This window comes from Micromonospora sp. CPCC 206171 (assembly GCF_036906755.1).
In the GTDB taxonomy this organism is placed as follows: Bacteria; Actinomycetota; Actinomycetes; order Mycobacteriales; family Micromonosporaceae; genus Micromonospora; species Micromonospora purpureochromogenes.
Genome location: NZ_JBAKHT010000033.1, coordinates 1 through 19970, shown reverse-complemented (window position 1 = coordinate 19970; position 19970 = coordinate 1). Strand labels below are relative to the sequence as shown.

The following is a 19970-nucleotide window of genomic DNA, read 5'->3' as shown; positions in this document are numbered from 1 at the left end:
CTGCGTACCGTTTCCCCGTCCGCCCGGTTAGGAGGCTCGATGCTCGCCCAGCAACGGCAGACCGCCATCCTGGAACTGATCCGGCAGCGCGGCGGCGTGCGGGTCAGCCACCTGGTGAGCAGGTTCGGGGTCTCCGACATGACCATCCGACGGGACCTGGAGGTGCTCGCCGAGCGGGGGCTGATCGACAAGGTGCACGGCGGGGCGACCCTGGCCGGGCCCGGCTCAGCCGAGGAGCCCGGCTTCGCCGCCAAGTCGATCCGTCAGCAGGGGGAGAAGCGCGCCATCGCCGGGCACGCCGCCGGCATGGTGGAGCCCGGCATGGCGATCGCCCTCTCCGCCGGTACGACCACCGCCGCGCTGGCCACCATGCTCGCCGACGTACGCGGGCTGACCGTGGTGACCAACTCGATCCCGGTCGCCGACGCGCTCTACCAGAACCCGCGCGCCGACCAGACCGTGGTGCTCACCGGCGGCATCCGCACCCCGTCGGACGCGCTGACCGGGCCGGTCGCCGAGGCGGCGATCGGTTCCCTCAACGTCGATCTGCTCTTCCTCGGCGTGCACGGGATGAGCCCGCGTACCGGTTTCACCACGCCCAACCTGCTGGAGGCGGCGGTCAACCGGCGGCTGATCAGCGCCGCCCGGCGACTGGTCGTGCTGGCCGACCACACCAAGTGGGAGACCATCGGCATCGCCACCATCGCCCCGCTGGACAAGGCCGACGTACTGATCACCGACGCGAAGCTGCCGGCGGAAGGGCGCCGCCAGATCGGCGAGCAGGTCGGCGAGCTGGTCGTCGTCGAGGCCGACTGACCGGCGGTCCCCATCAGCGTGGAGCGCCGTCCGGCGCGGGCGCGAGCAGTAACGCCATTGGTCGTGCCACCCTGCGTGGTTGACGGAATCGGTCAGTAGGCCCATCCTCCTCGCCTCCCTGCTCGCCACGGTCGCGCTGGTGTCGACGCTGGAGAACGCGAGCTTCCTGGCCGACCTGGTCAGCGCCGTCATCACCACGGTCGCCCTGCTGGCTGTGTACCGGCGCGAGCGCGCCGACCCGGAACGGCCGCCGACGGGGCGGTCCAGCCGGCCGGTTTCGCGAGCCTCTTCATCGGCCGGCAGTGGCTCATGGTCGCTGTCGGCGTGGTGGCCTGGGCGTCATCGGGGCGTCCGCGTCGCTGTCCGGGCAGGACGACCGGGGAAGCGACCCGCGCCTCGAACGGCAGCCCGCTGACCCCGACGACCGCCTCCACCACCCCGTCGATCGAGCTGACCTATCCCACGCCGACCGACACGGCCGACCCGACGGAGACCCTGGAGCCGACCGGCAGCCCGACCCCCGCCCGAGCGACACCAGCGAGCCCAGCATCCCCGCGGACGACCCCCAGCTGCTGGTGCCGATCGTCTACCTAGACGCCCTGCGACCGGCCTAGGAGCAGGCCGAGCAGGACAGCCGGGCATCACGATCGAGATCTTCGGGTACTCTTCGAGCCGTCAGCTGCCGCAGCACGCTCGCCGGCCGGCTGCCGTCGTGCCGTACCAGCACGGCCGAGCCACCTCTACCACCGCTGAGCGTCGCTGGCGGCACAGGCCACCGTACCGCCGCCAGAGTTCCGCCGCCGCAATCCGCGCCCCCACGCAGCCCGTCGACGACTTCGGCGGCGACGCCGGCGGGTTGGTGACCGCAGGGCCCAGAGCGGCCTGAGGCGCTCCTAGACGCGGGTCAGGGTCAGCGTGCCTTGCCGGCCGCGGAAGTTGAAGTAGCGGCCGGTCAGCTGTCCGGTCCTGGTATCGATGACCACTTCGGCGGTCCCGTCGTGGTCGTTCATGTCCGCCTCGGCGACGCCGGGCCGGGTCTGATTGCGGTAGGTGTAAGTCAGCCGGGCGTGGTGGTGGCCGACATCGGCGAGCGCGGCCGTGATCGAGTACGAGGTGGACGACGTCGGCGGAAGCACATCGAAACGGACCGCAATCTTCGTCCAAGACTGGTCGATGCAGATGCGCACCGGCAGCGTGGTCTGCTGGTAGGAGGAGATCAGTTGGCCGTCGTAGACGCCAGCCAGCACGGGGACCTGGATGACGCCGAGGCGGTGCAGCGGTGCCCAGCGCCAGGCGCGGGTGTCCATTGCGTGGTAGAGCAGCCCGAAGGACGCGGCGACCGCGGGCGGGCTGAACAGCCAGGCCGGGCCTATGCCGAGCGCTTGGAACGCCACGTTCGCGCCGATCGCCAGCAACACCGCGCCTACGGCGATCGCGCCCAGCGCAGAGGTGCGGTTGTCGCTGCTGCTGTAGACGTGCACCGCCGTCGCCCTTAGAGCAGGCGCCAGAGCTGGTCGATGATCCGGACGGCCCCGTACTGGTCGTGATCGCCCGGGTCGTCAACGAACAGGCGGTGCACCTCGTCGCAGGCCATGAACTCGGTGGCCATTTTTTCGGCGCTCTGGCCGTGCAACCAGGCCATCACCTGCACGAGCCGGGAGGCGTCGTCGTAGGCGAACAGCCGGTTCGGCACGTTGTAGGTCATGCACTCGAGCAGGTATCCCGGCGCCAGCCCCTTGGCGATCAGCCCAGCCTCGACCGCCTTGCGGCGCAACCGCTTGATCTGACGCACTGTCGGCTTGTACCTGTCGCTGCAAAGGCCGTTCTTGCGCGCGCCGTTCTTGCGGTGCTCCTTCGGGAAGTTGACGATCCGGGTGCCCTCCAGCGGCTGGATCGAGGTGCCCTCGATGAAGGACGGCGAGCCGTAGGACGGGTACGAGGTGTAGAGCCGAACCTGCTCGGCCGGCACCACGTCCGCATCGACGTACCCGGCGCTCTTGTCCACGCGCAGGCACTTGTTCTTCGGATGCACCCGAGAAACGCCGTAGTAGTCAACGAGCGCCTGCTCCACCAGCTTGCGGAACCCGAGCGAGGTCATGGTCGCCGGGCTGCCAGACGCCCGCTCTCGATCCCTGTCCGCGCTGCTCAGCCGCCGCGTGTCGGGGAAGTACGTCGAGGTGGACATGACCACCACATCGACGTCGGAGTCACCACGGGTGTTCGTGGCGTTCGCGTACGAGCCTTGAAGGAAGATATCAACCTTGCCGACCAGGTCCGGGGACCGCTCGATCGCCCGCTTCACCGAGGCGTACGTCGCCTGCGCGGCGTCCTGCGCTCCCTGTTGAGTCCACTGCCGCCGCTCGGCATCCGACGTCGCCATGACCAACTCCTTTTGTTGTCCTGCACCAACGTAGTCGCTGAGAGTGATCTTCGGTGGTGCGCCTCCCCGTGCCGGCACCTGCCGACGACCGGCTCACCGCCTGGATCCGCCACCGGGGCGCCGAGCCGGGACCGCTGTGGACCGGCCGGCGGCCGGCTCACCACCTCCGGCGTCACCCAGGTTCTCTTCGCCGTCGGCTCCGACGCCGGGATGCCGGCCTACGCCCGCATCGGCTGCGCCACACCTACGCCATTCGGCTGCGCCAGGTCGGCGCCGACCAGGCCAAGGTCGAAGCCCTGCTCGGCCACGCCTCCCCGGACACCACGGCCCCCTACTTCCGCGCTGGCGCCGCCGAGCAGGCCGCCGTTGCCGAGCGCGTCTTCGAGTAGGGGATGTAGGTATGCGCGCTGACCCACATCGCCCCACGCCGGGCCGTCAACCCAAGAAATGGCCGGCCGCGAAGACCGCAATCATCAGGTGGCTGGCCGCCAAGATTGCGATCACCGCAAGCGCCGCCAGGAGGCGGATATGGTCGCGGGTCGGTCTGGTGCGCTGCCGGCGTCGGCCGCGGTACCGCCACCGGCGCCACTCGGACGGCTCGAAACACTCGAGGTTCTGCTTGGCCCGGAGGGGCTCGTCAGCTTCGGCGGCCAGGTCATAGCCGGCGACGATCTGCTCGAACGCCGTTTGCATGTCCGAGGGCTGTGGGGCGTCCCGGGGGGAGACGACCTGGGCCTTACGCAACTCCGTGGACTCAGTCTCGGCCCGCATGAAGGCGTCCAGCAGGTAGTCGGTGTCTGCGCTGACGGCCGCGCCGATCATCGCCAGGATCGGGTAGGGCGGCAGTTCCTGCGCGGCGAAGGTCCGTTCGACCACCTCCAGCAAAACCCCGGCCTCCTGTGCGATCGCGGCGACTTGGTGCCCGCCGAGTTCCGCCCGAGCGCGTAGGTAGGACGACACCGCCCGCAGCGCCGGCGGGGCGGCGGACGTCGGCGCGACGCCCACCGACTGCGCGCTGCTGGGCAGCGCGCTGGTAGCAACCCGAGCGTTGAGGAAGATCTCTTGGGATTCCACGAACGCCACGAGCCGGGCCAGCCGTTCGCGCAGCTCGGCCAGTTCGGCTCGGTCTCGAATGCTGGAGGAGAGCGCGTCCTCGTGCTTGCTGCGGAACAGCTCCACCCGGGCGGACAACTCGGCGACCTGCCGGACCGCATCGGCCAGCTTCTGCTCCTGCTCGGTGGCCCGGGTCGTAAGGTTGCCGGCCGCTCGCAACGCGATCGCCTGGTCGTTGGCGAGGGTCTGCAGGTCCTGGCGGGCCTTCGCGGCGTCCTGCTCCGCCGTCCGCAGCGCGGCCCGCAGCGCGGTTACCTCCGCGCTGTCGCCGCTGCGGGTGACCAGATCACCGGACACCTCACTGGGCTGGTGACCGCGGGCGGCACCGAACAGGGCCCGCATCCGGGCGATCTCCGCAGGGCGTTGGTTGTCGGTGACGCAGTGGCGCAGCACCGCCTCGATGGTCCTCCAGTCGGGACCTCGCACTGCCCGGTTGCCGAGCTGCTCGGACAGCCGCTTGGCGATATTCCGGCTCGTCTTCGACGGGTCGGTGCTCTCCGATTCGGAGCGGATCAGCCTGGCGAGCTGGTGGAGGCAGCCCTGTTCGCCGAAGCGGGCGACCAGGAGCCGGCGGATGGCAATCAGCACCGCCGCAGCTTCGGGGGTGTGGCTGTCCCGGATGGACTGCTCGCTGCGCAGAGTCCGGGCCTGCCTGGGGGAGCGGGAAGGGTTCGCCTCGTCGGCCGGGGTGGCCATGCCTCTCCTTACGTCTCTGGATCTCCAATGGCCGACGAAGGGGGGCCGGATGGCCGTCGGTCAATCTGCCTGTGCCTACGCATTGTGACCGACGGCGGCGACGTCTAGGCGCGACTTTCCATTTCGGAGGTGTCCGGGGAGTTGACCGGGTTGACCGGGTTGACCGGGCAGGCCTCTACGCTGCGGCAACGCGGCGGATGACCGGTGGCGTAGGTCACCACCGGTCAACGTTGGCCGAATTCCCGGTCAACCGGCCAACCGCGGACATTCATGACCGTAGGCCGTCCCGGTCACCTTGATGTTGACTGTGGGGTAGCCGGTCATAGCTCTCAGTAGTGACTCTCGATCTACAGACACCCGCCCGGGCGGAGACGGCAACCGAGTCGCTCCTTGCCGGGAACCGAGATCGAGGAGAAGTTCTTCATGCCTACCCACGAGCCTGCACCGACCACGTCGTTATGGCGCCGCCGGATCGCTACCACCGCCCAGCGGCTGAGCCTGGCCTGCGAGGTCGCCGCGCTGGTCAGTGGCGAGGGTCCGACCGAAGTGGTCGCCCGTGGGTGCGCGGTCGGCCTGCGGGTGATCGCCTGCTTGCTGGACCGGCCCACCGGGCGCGACCACAGCGGTCAGTCGGCCGGGTAGTAAAGGAACTCGGCTACGTGAGCCGCCAGCCGCAGATGATGGCGGGTGTCGTAGCGTCCGGGTGGGCGCGGACTGGGGTCGGCTGACGCCGAGGCTGCGTGTGTGACTGGACCTGCGACACGCACGGGCGGATCCAGCCGCGTACCGACGGGCCACCCCAGGCACTGCGCCGGACCGGAGCGCCATCCGCTGAGCGCGGGGGAGGTGTTCGTTGGGTGGATGCCCTCTCCGTGCCCGCCGCCGGACACCCACCCCGGCCACCCCACGTGGACCTGCCGCCGGTGCTCGTCGCAACGGTTGCGGGTCCGGCTCGGTCAGCCGGAGGTACACCACCCCGCTGGGCGTTTCGACCGTCCCGCTGCGCTTCCCAGGCACTTCACAGCCGTTCCGATTAGGGTGCCCTGGGTAACAGTCCGCGCTCCATCTCGGAGCGCTTCGTGTGCTGCGGGAGTTCCGATGGTCTTCAAGAAGATGCTGAGCGCGTTCGGCGTGGGTGGGCCCAGCGTCGACACGGTCCTGGCCAACCCGAACACCCGGCCGGGCCTGACCCTCGACGGGCAGGTCAACCTCGTCGGCGGCGACGCCCCGGCGAACATCGAGCAGATCACCGTCGGGCTGGTCACCCGGGTGGAGATCGAGGGCGGCGACACCGAGTACGCCGGCATCATGGAGTTCCAGCGGATGGCGGTCAGCGGGCCGTTGCAGCTGGCGCCGAAGCAGCAGCTGTCGATCCCGTTCCAGCTGCCGGTGCCGTGGGAGGCCCCGATCACCGACGTCTACGGCCAGCGCCTGCACGGCATGACGATGGGTCTGCGTACCGAGCTGGCGATCGCCCGGGCGGTCGACAAGAGCGACCTGGACCAGGTCAACATCCACCCGCTGCCGGTGCACGAGCGGATCCTGGCGGCCTTCCAGCGGCTGGGCTTCCGGTTCAAGCACGCCGACCTGGAGCGCGGGCACCTCCGCGGCACCCAGCAGACGCTGCCGTTCTACCAGGAGATCGAGTTCTTCGCCGCGCCGCAGTACGCCCAGGCGGTCACCGAGGTCGAGCTGACCTTCGTGACCAGCCCGCACGGCGTCGAGGTGATCCTCGAGTGCGACAAGCGCGGTGGCTTCCTCAGCGCCGGCCACGACGCCTTCGGCCGGTACACCGTCTCGCACGCCGACGCCGACCGGGTCGACTGGGCGCAGGTCGTCGACGGCTGGCTGCGCGACACCACCTCCCGCTACGGCAGCCTGCGCGCCGCCGGCTTCGGCGCCCACCAGGGGTACGGCCGCCGGGGTCACGGCATGGGCGGCATGGTGGCCGGGGCGGCCCTCGGCGTCGCCGGTGGCCTGGTCGCTGGGGAGATGATCGAGGACGCCTTCGAGGGTGACTTCGGCGGCGGCGACTTCGGCGGCGACTTCGAGTGAGCCGACGCGACGATGGCCCTCGGGACGAGTCCCGGGGGCCATCGTTCTCACGGCGTTGATCTGGTGGGTCAGTGACGGGCCTTGCGCTCTTCACTGCTGCGGAAGTTGCTGCCGGCCTTGGCCAGGCCCCGGCTGCCCAGATAACCGATGGTCAGCAGGGTGATGAAGAACCAGGCCTGCGGGGCGCGGAAGATGTCCACCCCGACCGAGTTCTTACCGACCAGGAATGACGCGGCCAGTATGCCGATCACGCCGGCGATGTAGACCCAGAACTCCGTCGTACGCAGCGACGGCTTGGTCTCCGTGCCGGGTGCCTGCATTACCTGCTCGCGGCGCCCGTCGCCCATCATCGGCATCGGACGGGTCGGAGCCTCGTTCATCGCCGCCCGGTTGGGCGCGTCCTGCATCGGCCGGTTGATGGGCCTGGTGGATGCAGCCTGCGTGCTCATCTGGTCCTCCTCAGGATTTGATGAGTACCTGCACTCCCTCGCCCCGCTACCGCGTTTCGGCCACGGCACGGTTCGCGTTCATGGCGCGGGCAACCTCCGTCTACCCGACGCCCCCGAGAGGTAACACCGGCTCACCAGCGGATTGCGGCCGCCGGTGGCGCCCTGCGGGGAGAGCGCCACCGGCGTGGTACGTCAGCGCAGGCCGTTGCGCACGGCCACCCGGACGAGCAGCTCCGGGTCGTCGGTGATGATGCCGTCCACCCCCAGGTCGATCACCCGCTGCATGACCGCGGGGTCGTTGACCGTGTACGGCACGACCGTGAGCCCGTACCGCCGCTGCAGGTCCGGCACCGTCGGGCCGTGGAAGTAGGCCGGGTTCTCCCGCAGGTACCAGTCGGCCGAGGCGACAGTGCCCTGGCCCGGGTCGTGCACCTGCCAGTTGGCGGAGACCGTCGTCGCGCCGGAGGCGCGGACCAGCTTGCCCAGGTCCTGGTGCTGCCACCAGTCCAGGCCGCCGGTCCACGGGCTCTTCACCGCGGGGTCGCCGTAGACGGCACGCAGCGAGCACTCGTCGGCGAGGGCGGCGCACTCGGCCGGGCCGTACTGCCAGACCAGGGCGACCGTCTCGATCCGCGGGTCCAGCCGGTGGGTGTAGCGGATGGTGCGCCAGTCGAACGACTGGATCGTGGTCCGGCGGGTGAAGCCGGCCCGCTGGATCGCGCCGACCAGCCTGCGGGTGAAGCTCGGGTACGGCTCGGTGTCGTCGACCAGCGGGCTGATCTTGGTCTCCACGTTCAGCCGCACGTCGTCGCGGCCGCTGGCGCGCACCAGGGCGAAGACCTCGTCGAGGGTGGGAATCCGGGCACCGGGGGCGGCAATCTGGGCCGGGAACTCCGGCAACGTCCGCGAGCCGCAGTCGACGGTCTTCAGCTGGGCCAGGGTCAGCTCGTGCACCGGCCTGCCGACGTAGGGGAACTCCGGGTCGCCCGGGCGGGCCGGCGCGGTGTCGACGCAGTGCGAGCCGTTGACGGTCCGGTCGTGCAGCACCACCAGGTGCCCGTCGGCCGTGACGCCGGTGTCCAGTTCCAGGGTGGAGATCGCCCGGTTCTCCAGCGCGTGCGCGAAGGCGGGCAGGGTGTTCTCCGGGCGGGTGGCCCGGCCGCCGCGGTGCGCCTGGACGTCGAAGGGCGAGGCGTACGCCGCGGGCAGTTGCCGGCCGCGGGTGGCCAGCAGGTCGCGGAGCCGGTCCGGGTAGTCGGTGATGAGGCCGTCCACCCCGTCGTCGAGCAGCTTCGCCATGGTCGGCACGTCGTCGACCGTCCACGGGATCACCTTGATCCCGTTGCGGTGCGCGTGCTCCACCAGGTCCCTGGTGACGTACGGCCGGTAGCCGGGGTCGGCGACGGTGCCGTTCTGCGGGAAGCCGTGCACCGGGGAGAACGCGCTCGCGCCGAAGCTGCGCACGGCCCGGATCGGGTCCCCGGCGAAGTCGTCGATGTCGAGGCCACCGAGCCAGGGCGACGCGCCGGGTCGGCCGACCTGGAGGAAGTCGTAGTTGGTCAGGGCGACCAGGGACAGCCGCGGCTCGACCTGGCGCATCCGCATCAGTGCGCCCCAGTCGAAGCTCTGGACGGTGACCTGCTTGAGCAGCCCGGCGGCCCGGACCTCCCGGGCGGTCACCTGGACGAACTGCTCGCGCGGCGCGGTCTCGGTGGGCGCGCCGGCCTCCACCTTGGTCTCCACGTTGAGCGTCACGTCGTCGGCCCGGTACCGCTTGACCAGGTCGAAGACCTCCCGCAGCAGGGGCATCCGGGCGCCGGGCACGGCCAGCTGGCCGGGCTTGTCCGGCAGGGTCCGGGAGCCGCAGTCGAGGGTGCGCACCTGGGCCAGGGTGAGCGTGTTGACGTATCTGCCGACGTACGGGAACTCCGGGTCTCCGGGGCGTACCGGGGCGGTGTCCACGCACTTGGCCCCGCTGACCCTGCGGTCGTGGGTCACCACGGCCTGGCCGTCCTCGGTGATCTGCACGTCCAGTTCCAGCGTGTCCACGCCGAGCTGGAGGGCGTTGCCGAACGAGGCGAGGGTGTTCTCCACCCGCAGCCCGAGGCCGCCGCGGTGAGCCTGGAGGTCGAAGGTCCGCTCCGGTCCCGGTCGCGCCTGCGCGGGCGCGGCCAGACCGGACGTCACGGTCGCCACCACCAGGGCGGCGATGGCGGTACGGCGCATTCTGCGCACGCTGTCTCTCCTACGGGGGCGGGCGGTTCCCGCCAACCCGCCGGTCAGCATGGGCAGCGGGAACGGCCGGCAGGCGAGCGGCGGGCGGCCGGCCGGTGAACCGGCGCGGACCGGTTTGGTCGCGGCCTGGCCGGGCAGGCAGTGGATTACCGCCAGATCTGCGAGGTGATGGACGTGCGTGACAACGACATGATGCGGGAGTCCGCCCGCGTGGCCGAGAACCGCCTCACCGCCGGCGCCTACGGCGAGGGCGCCCTGGACGAGGTGACCGTGCCGCAGACGGACGTGCTGCGGGTGATCCAGGAGCAGGATCCGGACGATCCGGCCGACGCCCCGGTCGACCCGAACGTGCTGCGCGACGGCGGCCCGACCCGGGGGCAGGGCGCGGTCACCACCACCGGCGGCACCGCCGGCCCGGCCAGCGTGCGCCGGTTGGCCCGCCAGCCGGAGCGGCACCGCGGCAAGGTCGCCCCGACCACCACCGGCGACGCCACCACGGGCGGCCTGAGCACGCCCGCCGGTGGCTCGACGAGCGACAAGTCCTCGACCGGCTCCCAGGTGGGCAACTTCACCAACGATCGCGCGAATCCCGGCTGAGCGCGGTCCCGCGACGATCGCGAACAGAACGGCAGTGGCCTCACCCGCACGGGTGAGGCCACTGCTGTCCACATCGCTGCGCGCCGGCGAGCCGGGCGCAGGGGTCAGGACGTGGGCCGGAGAACGCCGAGTCGCTGGGTGGCCCGGGTCAGCGCCACGTAGAGGTCGCTGCGCCCGCGCGGGGACTCGGCGACGATGGCGTCCGGGTCGACCACCAGGACGGAGTCGAACTCCAGGCCCTTGGCCTGACCCACCGTCAGCACCACCACCCGGCTCTCCAGCTCCGGCTGCTCGCCGACCGCCGCCTCCGGCAGCGCGGCCACCACCGCGGCGGCCAGCTCGTCGGCCCGGCCCGCCGGCACGATCACCCCGAGCCGCCCGTCGTCCAGCCCGGCGGCCTCCCGGGTGGTCGCCGCCACCAGCTCCCCGGCCAGGTCGGCCGCCTCCACCGCGCGGTCCCACGGCGGTACGCCGCCGGCGCGTACCGAACGGGGTGGGCGCAGCGCGGGGTCGATCTCGGCGAGCACCTCGGCGGCCACCGCCATGATCTCGGCGGGGGTGCGGTAGCTGACGGTCAGCTCCTCCTGCCGCCAGCGCTGCGCCACGTACGGCTCCAGCGCGTCGGCCCAGGACGGGGTGCCGGCCAGCGCGCCGGTCTGCGCCACGTCACCGACGATGGTCATCGACCGGCTCGGGCAGCGGCGCATCAGCAGCCGCCAGGCCATCGGCGACAGCTCCTGCGCCTCGTCGACGATCACGTGCCCGAACGCCCAGCTCCGGTCGGCGGCGGCCCGCTGCGCGGTGGTCAGTCGGTCGGCCTCCTCCTGCCGCTCCAGCAGCCGGTCGGCGTCGATCAGGTCGGTGACGCCGAGGATCTCGCCACCGTCGGCCTCGTCCTCGACGTCGATCGAGCGGGAGCCCTTCCAGATCTCCAGCACGCCCTCGGCGTACTCGCGCTGGAAGGAGCGGATCCGCTCGCGGCGGGCGGCGGCGGCCCGCTCGTCCTCGCCGAGCAGTTCGGCGGCCTCGTCCAGCAGCGGCACGTCGGCCGGCGTCCAGCCGCCCGGCTCCCGGTGCAGCAGCGCGCGTTCGGCGTCGGTGAGCATCGGCGCGGCGGCGGCGATCCGGTCGGCCGAGGCGTACAGGTCGGCGAGCAGACGCTGCGGGGTGAGCACCGGCCACAGCTCGTCGAGCGCGGCCCGGATGCCCGGCTCCTCACGCAGCTCGCGACGGATCTCGGCGCGGTCGGCCTCCTCCAGCAGGTTCTCCCCGCCCAGCGGGTCGGCGCCGATCCGCTCGGCGAACTGCGCGGCGAGCGCGTGGACGACCTCGACGTCGAACAGGGCGCGGGCCAGGTTGTGCGGGCGGCCGGAGCGGCGGGCCCGGTCGCGGGCCGCGCGGACCATCTCCGGGTCGAGCCGCACGGTGTCCCGCTCGATCTCGATCTCCAGCGGCTCGTCGGGCACCCACTGCCGGTCGCGGACCGCGGCGGCCAGCACCTCGGTCATCATCGTCCGCCCCTTGAGCGCCGCCGTCTCGGCCGGTTCGGCGCGCCGCGCGCTGACGCCGGGGAAGAGGTCGCCGGGGGTACGCAGCAGCACGCCCGTCTCGGCCAGCGTGGGCAGCACCTGCGAGATGTAGCGCAGGAAGGTCGCGTTCGGGCCGACCAGCAGCACGCCCCGGCTGGAGAGTTCCCGCCGGTGGGTGTAAAGCAGGTACGCCGCGCGGTGCAGCGCGACGGCGGTCTTGCCGGTGCCGGGGCCGCCCTGCACCACCAGTACGCCCGGCAGGTCGGCCCGGATCACCCGGTCCTGCTCGGCCTGGATGGTCTCCACGATGTCGCGCATCCGTCCGGTCCGGCCGGCGTTGAGCGCGGCGAGCAGGGACGCCTCGCCGGTCAGCTCCTCGTGGGCGGTGGGGGAGGCGGTGGCGAGGTCGAGCACCTCGTCGTTGAGCCCGGTCACCTTCCGCTGCCGGGTACGCAGGTGCCGGCGCCGCTTGACGCCCTGCGGGTTGGCGGCGGTGGCGAGGTAGAACGGCCGGGCGGCGGGAGCCCGCCAGTCCATCAGCAGCGGGTCGTAGTCGCCGGTGGTGTCGAAGATGCCGATCCGGCCGATGTAGTGCCGGGTCCCGTCGGTGTCGTCGAGCCGGCCGAAGCAGAGTCCGTTCTCCACGGCGGAGAACTGCTCGACCTGGTCGGCGTACATCTGGACCGCGCTGTCGCGCTGGGACCGGGCCTGCAACGTGCCCCCGGTGGTCCGCAGTTCCTCGGTGAGCCGCTGGGCGGCCTGCTCACGCATGTCGTCCAGCCGGCCGTAGAGCAGCGAGACGTACTCCTGCTCGCGGCCGATCTCGTCGTCGTGCCGGTGCGCGACGGAACCGTCGGATTGCGTTGACAAGCCGTCTCCTCGTCATTTAAAATAGCCGCAGGAATGGCCGTCGTCGCCATTCCTTTTTTGTTTCTCCGAACGGAGAAAGATACCGCGCCCCGCCCCGCCGCACCAACCATCCCGGCCGCGCGACCCCCCACGTCACACCCCCGCCCCCCTGCTCGCCCACCCCTCCGAGGCGACACCTCGCGCTGACCCCGCTCCGGCCCCGCCGGCGCACTTTCAGAGAAAGAGTGCCTTTGCGGCGTCGAATGGCCACGCTTTCTCGGAAAGAGGCCCCACCGGGCGGGCGGGGTGGGGTGGGGCGGGGTCGGCGGGGCCGGCGGGGTGGGTGGGGCAGGGGAGTCAGCGGCGGCGGGTGCAGACCTCGGGGGCGCGGGCGACGGTGTCGGTGGACCAGGCGACCGCGACGGTGAAGCAGTAGTCGTTGGTGCGGTCCAGGCCGTAGACGACGAAGCTGTTGGTGCCGGCGGGCAACTCCCGGAAGGCGCGCGGGTCCTGCCCGGCGCGGCCGCCGGAGATGACCACCGGCCCCTCCGCGCCCGCGGGGTACTCCCAGTCCAGCGCGATGTTGTCGCGCCGGTCACGCAGGGTGACCCGGCCGGGTGGGGTGCCGGGCGGGGCGGCGACGCCGGCACTGGGTGGCGCGGACGACGCGGTGGGGCTCGGCGGGCCGGTGGGCGCTGCGGCGGGCGCCGGCGGGTCGTCGCCACCGCCGTCGACCTGGGACACCCCGGCGACCACCGCGACGGTGCCCAGCACCACCACGGTCAACCCGGCCACCACGGCCGGGGTCGCCCGGTTGCGGCGCGGCGGCGGCGCGTGGTGCCGGGGCACCACCACCGGCAGCAGTCGGGACTCCGCCGGGTGGCGCTGACCCACCCGGTGTACCCCGTCGGCCTCCTCGGCGTACCCGTTGGCCAGCCCGACCACGGACGGGGGGACCGGCTCGTGGGCGGCCGGCTCCGGCTCGGCGGCCCGCTCCGGCTCGGCGACCGGCTCCGGCGGCCACCAGTCGGCGTACGGGTCGTCGGCCTCCGAGGTGTCGGCGTCCTCGGTGGGCAGCCGCTGGCCGGGCACCGTCGGCGGGTACGCCTGATCGGTCGCCGCCGGCCCCACCGGCCAGGCGGGCGGCTCGGGCGGCCCCTCGTCGGCCGGGGCGGTGCGGGCGGCCGGCACCACCGGGGTGTCCCGTTCCGGGGGCGGCTCGTCGTCGCAGACGTGGTCCGGGTCGGCGGCCGCCCGCGCCAGGGCCGCGACCTGCCGGGCCAGCGGGTCGTCGGCGGGCAGGTGCTGCCGGGCCAGTTCGCGGGCGAGCGCCAGGTTGTCGTGCGCCTCGGTGAACCGGCCGCAGTCGCGCTGCATCGCGCCGAGCCGGGCCAGCATCTTGATGCCGCTGGGGTTGCCGTCGCCGTAGACCTCGCGGTGCAGCTCCCAGGCGTCCTGAAGGCGTTCCCGGGCCTGCGCGCACTGGCCCCGGGCGTACTCCACGGTGGCCAGGTCGGCGTGCGCGGCGAGCACCCGCAGCGACTCCGGCCCGTCGTGGGCGGTCAGTTCCAGGATCACGTCGGAGTAGAGCCGCGCGGCGCGGGCGTCGCTGCCGACCCGGTGCAGCACGGCGGCCAGCGTCGCGCCCGCCGAGATCGTCCGCTCGTCCGAGCGCCCGTAGAGCCGGGTGGCGGCCGCGTACGCGAAGGCCGCCCAGCCGCGCGCGGAGTGCGGCTCGCCGAGCGCGACCAGGACCCGCGCCTGGAGCCCGGCGGCGTCGGCCAGCTCGGGGGAGGCGTGGTCGGGCCGGGGGTCGGCGTCGGTCAGCGCGTCGGCGAGCAGTCGCTGCGCGCCGGCCAGGTCGCCGGCGGACACCAGGTGGTGCGCCTGGAGGGTCAGTTCACCGAAGCCGGAGGGCACGCCCCATCGTGCTCGTCCGGCCACGGGTTGTACAAGCCCCGACGGTGATCGGAGTCGTCAACCGGTCAGGTGGGCGACCAGTGTCTCGCTGATCCGGCGCAACTGGTCGACCTGGGCCGGGCTGAGCGCGTCGAAGAGGTGCCGGCGTACCCCCTCGACGTGGCCGGGCGCGGCCGCGGCGAGCACCGCGAAGCCGTCGTCGGTGAGGACGGCGACCTGGCCGCGGCGGTCGGTCTGGCAGTCCTCGCGCCGGAGCCACCCGGTCGCCTCCAGCCGAGCGGCGGCGTGCGAGAGCCGGCTGCGCGAGGAGCCGGTCAGATCGGCCAGCTCGCTCATCCGCAGTTGCCGCCCGGGGGCCTCGGAGAGCCGGGCCAGGATCTCGTAGTAGGCGTGCGGCATCCCCGCGTCGCGTTGCAGCTCGCGGTCGAGGGTGTCCATCAGCGCCCGGGAGGCGGTCAGGTAGGCCCGCCAGGTGCGCTGCTCGTCGGGGTCCAACCACCGGGTCATGGGGTTCATCATAGCGACAATGGTTGAGCGCTCAACCAAACCGCGCTAGCGTGGGGTGCATGGGAATCCACCGCCTCAACCACGCCGTCCTCTACGTCAGCAACCTCGAGCGCAGCGTCGCCTTCTACCGCGACGTGCTGGGCTTCCGGCCGGTGGCGATGACCCCGGACGGCTTCCGTGGCGCCGCCTTCCTTCAGGCGCCCGACTCCACCAACGACCACGACCTCGGCCTGTTCGAGATCGGCGCGGCGGCCGGCCGCTCGCAGGCCGGGCGCGCCACCGTCGGCCTTTACCACCTGGCCTGGGAGCTGGACACCCTCGACGAGCTGGGCGCCACCGCCGAGCGGCTGGCCGCCGCGGGCGCGCTGGTCGGCACCTCCGACCACGGCACCACCAAGAGCCTCTACGGGCAGGACCCGGACGGCCTGGAGTTCGAGATCGTCTGGATCGTCCCGGCCGACCTGCTCGACGACGAGGCGCTGGCGGCGCGCAAGCGGATCGGCCGGCTGGACCTCGACCGGGAGCGGCGGCGCTACGGCGGGCAGACCCGGGGCGGCGTGGGCATCTCCATCCCGGCCTGAGGCCGCCGTACGGTACAACGATGGCCACCGACACCGTCCTGCGGGAACTGCTCGTCCGGCAGCTCGACCACTGGCTGCCGGGGGCACTGCACCGTTCCCGGCGGGCCACCCTCGCCCTGTCGTACCCCGATCCCGGGGCCGCCGAGGCGGCGCTGCGGGTGGTGGCCGAGTTCGCCGACCGGCTGCGCGGGCGACGGCTGACCGTCCTGGTGCTCGCCGGCGGTGGGCCCGACCTGCCGGCCCGGCTCGGGCCGGTCGAGGCGACGCTGCCGGCCGACGTGGCCGTCCACCTGGTCCCGGGGGACGCGTCCCGGCTGCCGGTGGTGCTCAAGGCGGCCGGCGCGGCCGGCGCGCCGCTGCTGACCATGGTGGACGCCGCAGCCGCCGAGCCGGCGCTGCTGGCCGCCGCGGCGACCGGTCGCCCGGCCGAGCTGCTGCTCTCCGCTCCCGCGCCGGCGTCGCTGCGGCCGGCCCTGACCGGCGCCGGCTTTGCGCTGGTCACCGAGGTCGAGCTGGTGCCGGCCGACGGCTCACCGGCCCGGCGGGTCGCGTTCGGCACCGGGCTGGAGAAGAGCCTGGAGGCGTTCAAGGACGCGCTGTGGGAGGTCGACGAGTTCGCCGGGGTGCGCTACCGCGACCCCGAAGACCCGGCCGGCGGGCTGCTCGACATCGCCCTGCACCCCGAGCCGGGGCCGCTGCGCCGCGAACTGCTGGCCGAGCTGGCCCGCTCCGGTCCCCGTACGGTCACCGAGCTGCGCCGGCACACGCTGACCGCGACCGTCTACCGGGCCGCGGACACCGTCGGCGCGCTCACCAGCCTGCTGCACTCCGGCGCGGTACGCCGCGACCCCGAGCACGGCCGGCTCGGCGGCGACGTGCTGATCACCGCCGCCCCGGCCGCAGCCGCCCGGTCAACTGCTTGACCAGCACCGACACGCCGGTCGCCACCACCCCGATGCTGAACACCAGCTGCCCGCAGACCACCACCCGGGCGACCTGCCCCTGGGCGCTCACGTCGCCGTAGCCGACGGTGGTCAGGGTGGCCAGCGCGAAGTAGAGCGCGTCGACGCGGGTCTGGAGGCCGGCGAACTGTCCGGGGCTGCTCCACGCCACCACGTAGTCGGCGAGGGCGAAGGTGAGCAGACCCGCGACCAGCGCGACGCCGAGCCGGATCAGCGCCGGGATTCTCTGGTCGCCGGTGGGTGCCCGGCCGGCGAGCTGCCGGCGTACCTGGCCGGTGACGAGCAGGGCGACGATCAGGACCAGCAGCAGGGTGCCGGCCGAGCGCAGGGCCAGCCGCAGCCCGTTCGGGTCGGGGGCCACCGGCACCAGGAAGTAGGCGAGCACCAGCAGCAGGCAGGCGCCCACCGCCCGCCGCAGCTCCCGCCGGTGGGACCCGTCGCCGCTCATGCGGCGATTCTGCGCCCCGGACGCCGCCGCCAACGGCGGAAACGGCGAAGCCGCCGCCCGGGCCGGGCGCTGCGGGCCGCGGGTACGGGTTGCCGAACGCCGAGCGGGGTGCCGGTGATTCACCGGCACCCCGCTCGACGTCGGGACGTCACGCCCGGTTCTTGTCCTGCTTCCAGGAGAGCGGCCCCGGCAGGTCGACGCGGTGCGCCTTGGCCTTGGAGTTCCAGGACCAGCGACCGATCTTGATGCTCCACGAGGAGAAGCCGTTCTCGGTGAAGTTCAGGATGATCGGCCCGTACTTCTTGCGCTTGCGGAACATCAGACCCATCGTGGGCTCCCTTCGCCGTTCCCTGTCCTGCCCTGCTCTGACGCCACCGAACATGCCCGAACCGGCGATTTGCGAAACCCGGCCGCGAATCCGCTGTGGACGGTCACCACAATCTCTACTCAGCAGGTAGGTGTTGCGGGACGGTAAACGCAGCTCGGCAAGGGATGCAACAAAGTCAGCGACGCGCATCTCATGTTCTGGAAGGGCGTTGACCGGGCTCGTCGCGGCCCGGCAGCATGGGCTCATGTCGCAGCGGGACGAGCTTCTCCTCACCGCTCGCGTGCACGTCGACCTGGTCCGGCACGCGAGCGCGCTCTGTTGAGCTGACGCCCACCGCCGTCCGCACCATCCCTTCACCGCCACACCGCACGGCCCGGCCCACGACGGCCCGGCGCCGCGCGCCGGCGTACCCCCGCGCCACCGGGCGCGGTCCTCCTCGTGCTCAGATCAGGAGACGTCCATGTCACCGTTCCGTCGTACCCTCGCCGCCGTCGCGGCCCTGCTCGCCCTGACCAGCGCCACCGCCTGCGGCGGCGACGCCGAGGCGTCCGGCCAGACGAAGGAGCTGCGCTACCAGGGCTCCGTCGGCCAGGTCACCCTCCCCGAACTCGCCGCCGACCTCGGCTACCTCGGTGACGTGAAGCTGAAGTGGATCGGCAACGTCACCGGCGGCCCCCAGGACATCCAGGCCACCGCCACCGGGCAGAGCGACTTCGGCGGCGCGTTCAACGGCGCCATCGTCAAGCTCGCCACCGCCAACGCCCCGATCACCGCCGTGGTCAGCTACTACGGCTCCGACGCGCAGACCTTCCAGGGCTACTACGTCCTCGACGACAGCCCGATCCGCACCGCCCGGGACCTGATCGGCAGGAAGGTCGGCATGAACACCCTCGGCGCGCACGCCGAGGCGGTGCTGAAGATCTGGCTGGCCCGCAACGGGCTCAGCCCGGCCGAGATCGCCCAGGTCGAGCTGGTCGCCATCCCGCCGGTGAACTCCGAGCAGTCGCTGCGGCAGCGGCAGATCGACGTTGCGGTGCTCGGCGGCGTGATCCGCGACAAGGCGGTCGCCGGCGGCGGCGTCCGCACCATCTTCACCGACTACGAACTGCTCGGGGCGTTCAGCGGCGGCTCCTACGTCTTCCGCGACGACTTCCTCAAGCGCAACCCGGACACGGTGAAGACCTTCGTCAGCGGGGTCGGCCGGGCCATCGAGTGGGCCCGCAGCCAGCCCCGGGAGACCGTGGTGGCCCGGCTGGAGGCGATCATCGCCAAGCGCGGCCGCAACGAGGACCCGGCGCTGGTGCGCTACTGGAAGAGCAGCGGCGTCGCCGGCAAGGGCGGCCTCATCACCGACCGGGAGTTCACGACCTGGATCGACTGGCTCGCCGACACCGGCGAACTCAAGGGCGACAAGCCGAAGCCGGGCGACATCTACACCAACAGGTACAACTCCTTCGCCTCCGGCGGGGGTGCGGCGTGAGCGACGACAAGGTCCTGTTCGACCGGGTCACCAAGACCTTCGGCGTCCGCGCCGGGCGGCGCGCGTCCGCCGGCGCGGTCACCGCCCTGGACCAGCTCACCCTCGGGGTACGCCCCGGCGAGTTCCTGGTCGTCGTCGGCCCCAGCGGCTGCGGCAAGTCCACCCTGCTCGACCTGCTCGGCGGGCTGTCCCGACCCACCTCCGGCGAAGTGCTGGTCGACGGCCGCCCGGTCACCGGGCCCGGCCTCGACCGGGGCATCGTCTTCCAGCAGTACGCACTGCTGCCCTGGCGTACCGCCGCCGGCAACGTCGCGTTCGGACTGGAGGCCAAGGGCGTGCCCCGCGCCGAGCGGGCCGAGCTGGTCGCCCACCACCTGGACCTGGTCGGGCTCGGCGGGTTCGCCGAGCGCTACCCGCACGAACTGTCCGGCGGCATGAAGCAGCGGGTGGCGATCGCCCGCAGCCTCGCGTACGACCCGGACATTCTGCTGATGGACGAGCCGTTCGCCGCCCTGGACGCGCAGACCCGCGACTCGTTGCAGGACGAGCTGGTGGGGATCTGGCAGCGCACCGGCAAGACGATCGTGTTCATCACCCACGGCATCGACGAGGCGGTCTACCTCGGCCAGCGGGTCGCCGTGATGACCTCCCGCCCCGGGCGGATCAAGCAGGTCATCGAGATCGGCCTCGGTGATCGGGGCGTCACCGAGGACGTCCGCTCCTCCGACGCCTTCCGGCACCACCGGCACGAGATCTGGACGCTGCTGCGCGACGAGGTGCGCGCCGCGCAGTCCGCCGAACGCCCCGCCGTCCGCGCCCCGAGGGCCGGCCGCCCCGCCGGCACCGGAGCCGACGGTGGTCGTACCCCCGCCGTCGCCGCGGCCGCCGCGGACCGCGCGGCGCCGGCGGCGACCCGAACCGAGGAGGCCCGCGTTGGTTGACATCGCCGAACGACCCACCCGGCCGGCGCTCCCCGCCGCCGTGCCCCCGGCGGCGCCGGCCGCCGCCGCGCCCGCGCTGCCCGG

General features: G+C 72.6%; 20 protein-coding genes. 10 read left to right on the top strand and 10 right to left on the bottom strand.

What is annotated here, in order from left to right:
• Positions 1–39: 39 nt before the first annotated feature.
• Entirely contained in the window at positions 40–816 is a 777-nt protein-coding gene (locus V6U89_RS26585) for a DeoR/GlpR family DNA-binding transcription regulator (protein WP_334574754.1), read from the top strand.
• Between the two features lie 893 nt (positions 817–1709).
• On the opposite strand, the gene V6U89_RS26580 is transcribed toward V6U89_RS26585, so the two are convergent.
• Together V6U89_RS26580 and V6U89_RS26575 are read right to left on the bottom strand one after the other, a co-directional pair.
• A complete protein-coding gene (locus V6U89_RS26580) occupies positions 1710–2297 on the bottom strand; it encodes a hypothetical protein (protein WP_334574752.1) in 588 nt (195 codons plus the stop codon).
• 11 nt (positions 2298–2308) lie between these two features.
• A complete protein-coding gene (locus V6U89_RS26575) occupies positions 2309–3196 on the bottom strand; it encodes a nucleotidyltransferase domain-containing protein (RefSeq protein ID WP_334574750.1) in 888 nt (295 codons plus the stop codon).
• A gap of 53 nt (positions 3197–3249) precedes the next feature.
• On the opposite strand from V6U89_RS26575, the gene V6U89_RS26570 reads away from it, so the two are divergent.
• A complete protein-coding gene (locus V6U89_RS26570) occupies positions 3250–3585 on the top strand; it encodes a site-specific integrase (RefSeq protein ID WP_334574748.1) in 336 nt (111 codons plus the stop codon).
• Positions 3586–3631: 46 nt separating this feature from the next.
• On the opposite strand, the gene V6U89_RS26565 is transcribed toward V6U89_RS26570, so the two are convergent.
• A complete protein-coding gene (locus V6U89_RS26565) occupies positions 3632–5005 on the bottom strand; it encodes a hypothetical protein (protein ID WP_334574746.1) in 1374 nt (457 codons plus the stop codon).
• A 390-nt stretch (positions 5006–5395) separates the two neighbouring features.
• On the opposite strand from V6U89_RS26565, the gene V6U89_RS26560 reads away from it, so the two are divergent.
• Positions 5396–5647: a hypothetical protein gene (locus V6U89_RS26560; protein WP_334574744.1), complete on the top strand. Its 252-nt coding sequence runs from the start codon at positions 5396–5398 to the stop codon at positions 5645–5647.
• A 456-nt stretch (positions 5648–6103) separates the two neighbouring features.
• Complete coding sequence (locus tag V6U89_RS26555; protein ID WP_334574742.1) at positions 6104–7060, top strand: sporulation protein; 957 nt, start codon at positions 6104–6106, stop codon at positions 7058–7060.
• A 68-nt stretch (positions 7061–7128) separates the two neighbouring features.
• On the opposite strand, the gene V6U89_RS26550 is transcribed toward V6U89_RS26555, so the two are convergent.
• Positions 7129–7509, bottom strand: coding sequence for a hypothetical protein (locus V6U89_RS26550; RefSeq protein WP_334574741.1), 381 nt, complete (start codon positions 7507–7509; stop codon positions 7129–7131).
• Positions 7510–7701: 192 nt separating this feature from the next.
• Positions 7702–9735, bottom strand: coding sequence for a glycerophosphodiester phosphodiesterase family protein (locus V6U89_RS26545; RefSeq protein WP_334574811.1), 2034 nt, complete (start codon positions 9733–9735; stop codon positions 7702–7704).
• Positions 9736–9918: 183 nt separating this feature from the next.
• On the opposite strand from V6U89_RS26545, the gene V6U89_RS26540 reads away from it, so the two are divergent.
• Positions 9919–10341, top strand: a complete 423-nt coding sequence (locus V6U89_RS26540) for a hypothetical protein (RefSeq protein ID WP_334574740.1) — start codon at positions 9919–9921, stop codon at positions 10339–10341.
• Positions 10342–10445: 104 nt separating this feature from the next.
• Here V6U89_RS26540 and V6U89_RS26535 read toward each other — a convergent pair whose 3' ends face one another.
• From V6U89_RS26535 to V6U89_RS26525, 3 genes are all read right to left on the bottom strand, one after another.
• Positions 10446–12740 (bottom strand): HelD family protein, encoded by a 2295-nt coding sequence (locus V6U89_RS26535; RefSeq protein ID WP_334574739.1) that lies wholly within the window; start codon positions 12738–12740, stop codon positions 10446–10448.
• 336 nt (positions 12741–13076) lie between these two features.
• Positions 13077–14639, bottom strand: a complete 1563-nt coding sequence (locus V6U89_RS26530) for a tetratricopeptide repeat protein (protein WP_334574738.1) — start codon at positions 14637–14639, stop codon at positions 13077–13079.
• 57 nt (positions 14640–14696) lie between these two features.
• A complete protein-coding gene (locus tag V6U89_RS26525) occupies positions 14697–15155 on the bottom strand; it encodes a MarR family winged helix-turn-helix transcriptional regulator (RefSeq protein ID WP_334574809.1) in 459 nt (152 codons plus the stop codon).
• A gap of 50 nt (positions 15156–15205) precedes the next feature.
• Here V6U89_RS26525 and V6U89_RS26520 point away from each other — a divergent pair, with 50 nt between their 5' ends.
• Both V6U89_RS26520 and V6U89_RS26515 read left to right on the top strand, forming a co-directional pair.
• The gene (locus V6U89_RS26520; protein WP_334574734.1) at positions 15206–15727 is read left to right on the top strand and encodes a VOC family protein; all 522 of its coding nucleotides are present in this window, start codon (positions 15206–15208) and stop codon (positions 15725–15727) included.
• A gap of 20 nt (positions 15728–15747) precedes the next feature.
• Positions 15748–16650, top strand: a complete 903-nt coding sequence (locus V6U89_RS26515; RefSeq protein ID WP_334574731.1) for a hypothetical protein — start codon at positions 15748–15750, stop codon at positions 16648–16650.
• Here the strand turns inward: V6U89_RS26515 and V6U89_RS26510 are convergent.
• Both V6U89_RS26510 and V6U89_RS26505 read right to left on the bottom strand, forming a co-directional pair.
• The gene (locus V6U89_RS26510) at positions 16610–17137 is read right to left on the bottom strand and encodes a potassium channel family protein (RefSeq protein WP_334574729.1); all 528 of its coding nucleotides are present in this window, start codon (positions 17135–17137) and stop codon (positions 16610–16612) included. The two genes, V6U89_RS26515 and V6U89_RS26510, sit on opposite strands and share 41 nt — an antisense overlap.
• 148 nt (positions 17138–17285) lie before the next feature.
• The gene (locus V6U89_RS26505) at positions 17286–17465 is read right to left on the bottom strand and encodes a DUF4236 domain-containing protein (protein ID WP_334574726.1); all 180 of its coding nucleotides are present in this window, start codon (positions 17463–17465) and stop codon (positions 17286–17288) included.
• A gap of 244 nt (positions 17466–17709) precedes the next feature.
• Between V6U89_RS26505 and V6U89_RS30285 the strand changes: the two genes are divergently transcribed.
• From V6U89_RS30285 to V6U89_RS26495, 3 genes are all read left to right on the top strand, one after another.
• A complete protein-coding gene (locus V6U89_RS30285; protein ID WP_349881247.1) occupies positions 17710–17787 on the top strand; it encodes a putative leader peptide in 78 nt (25 codons plus the stop codon).
• A gap of 138 nt (positions 17788–17925) precedes the next feature.
• Positions 17926–18945, top strand: coding sequence for an ABC transporter substrate-binding protein (locus tag V6U89_RS26500; RefSeq protein WP_334574724.1), 1020 nt, complete (start codon positions 17926–17928; stop codon positions 18943–18945).
• Positions 18942–19886 (top strand): ABC transporter ATP-binding protein, encoded by a 945-nt coding sequence (locus V6U89_RS26495; protein WP_334574722.1) that lies wholly within the window; start codon positions 18942–18944, stop codon positions 19884–19886. Before V6U89_RS26500 ends, V6U89_RS26495 begins: the two co-directional genes overlap by 4 nt.
• Positions 19887–19970: the final 84 nt, after the last annotated feature.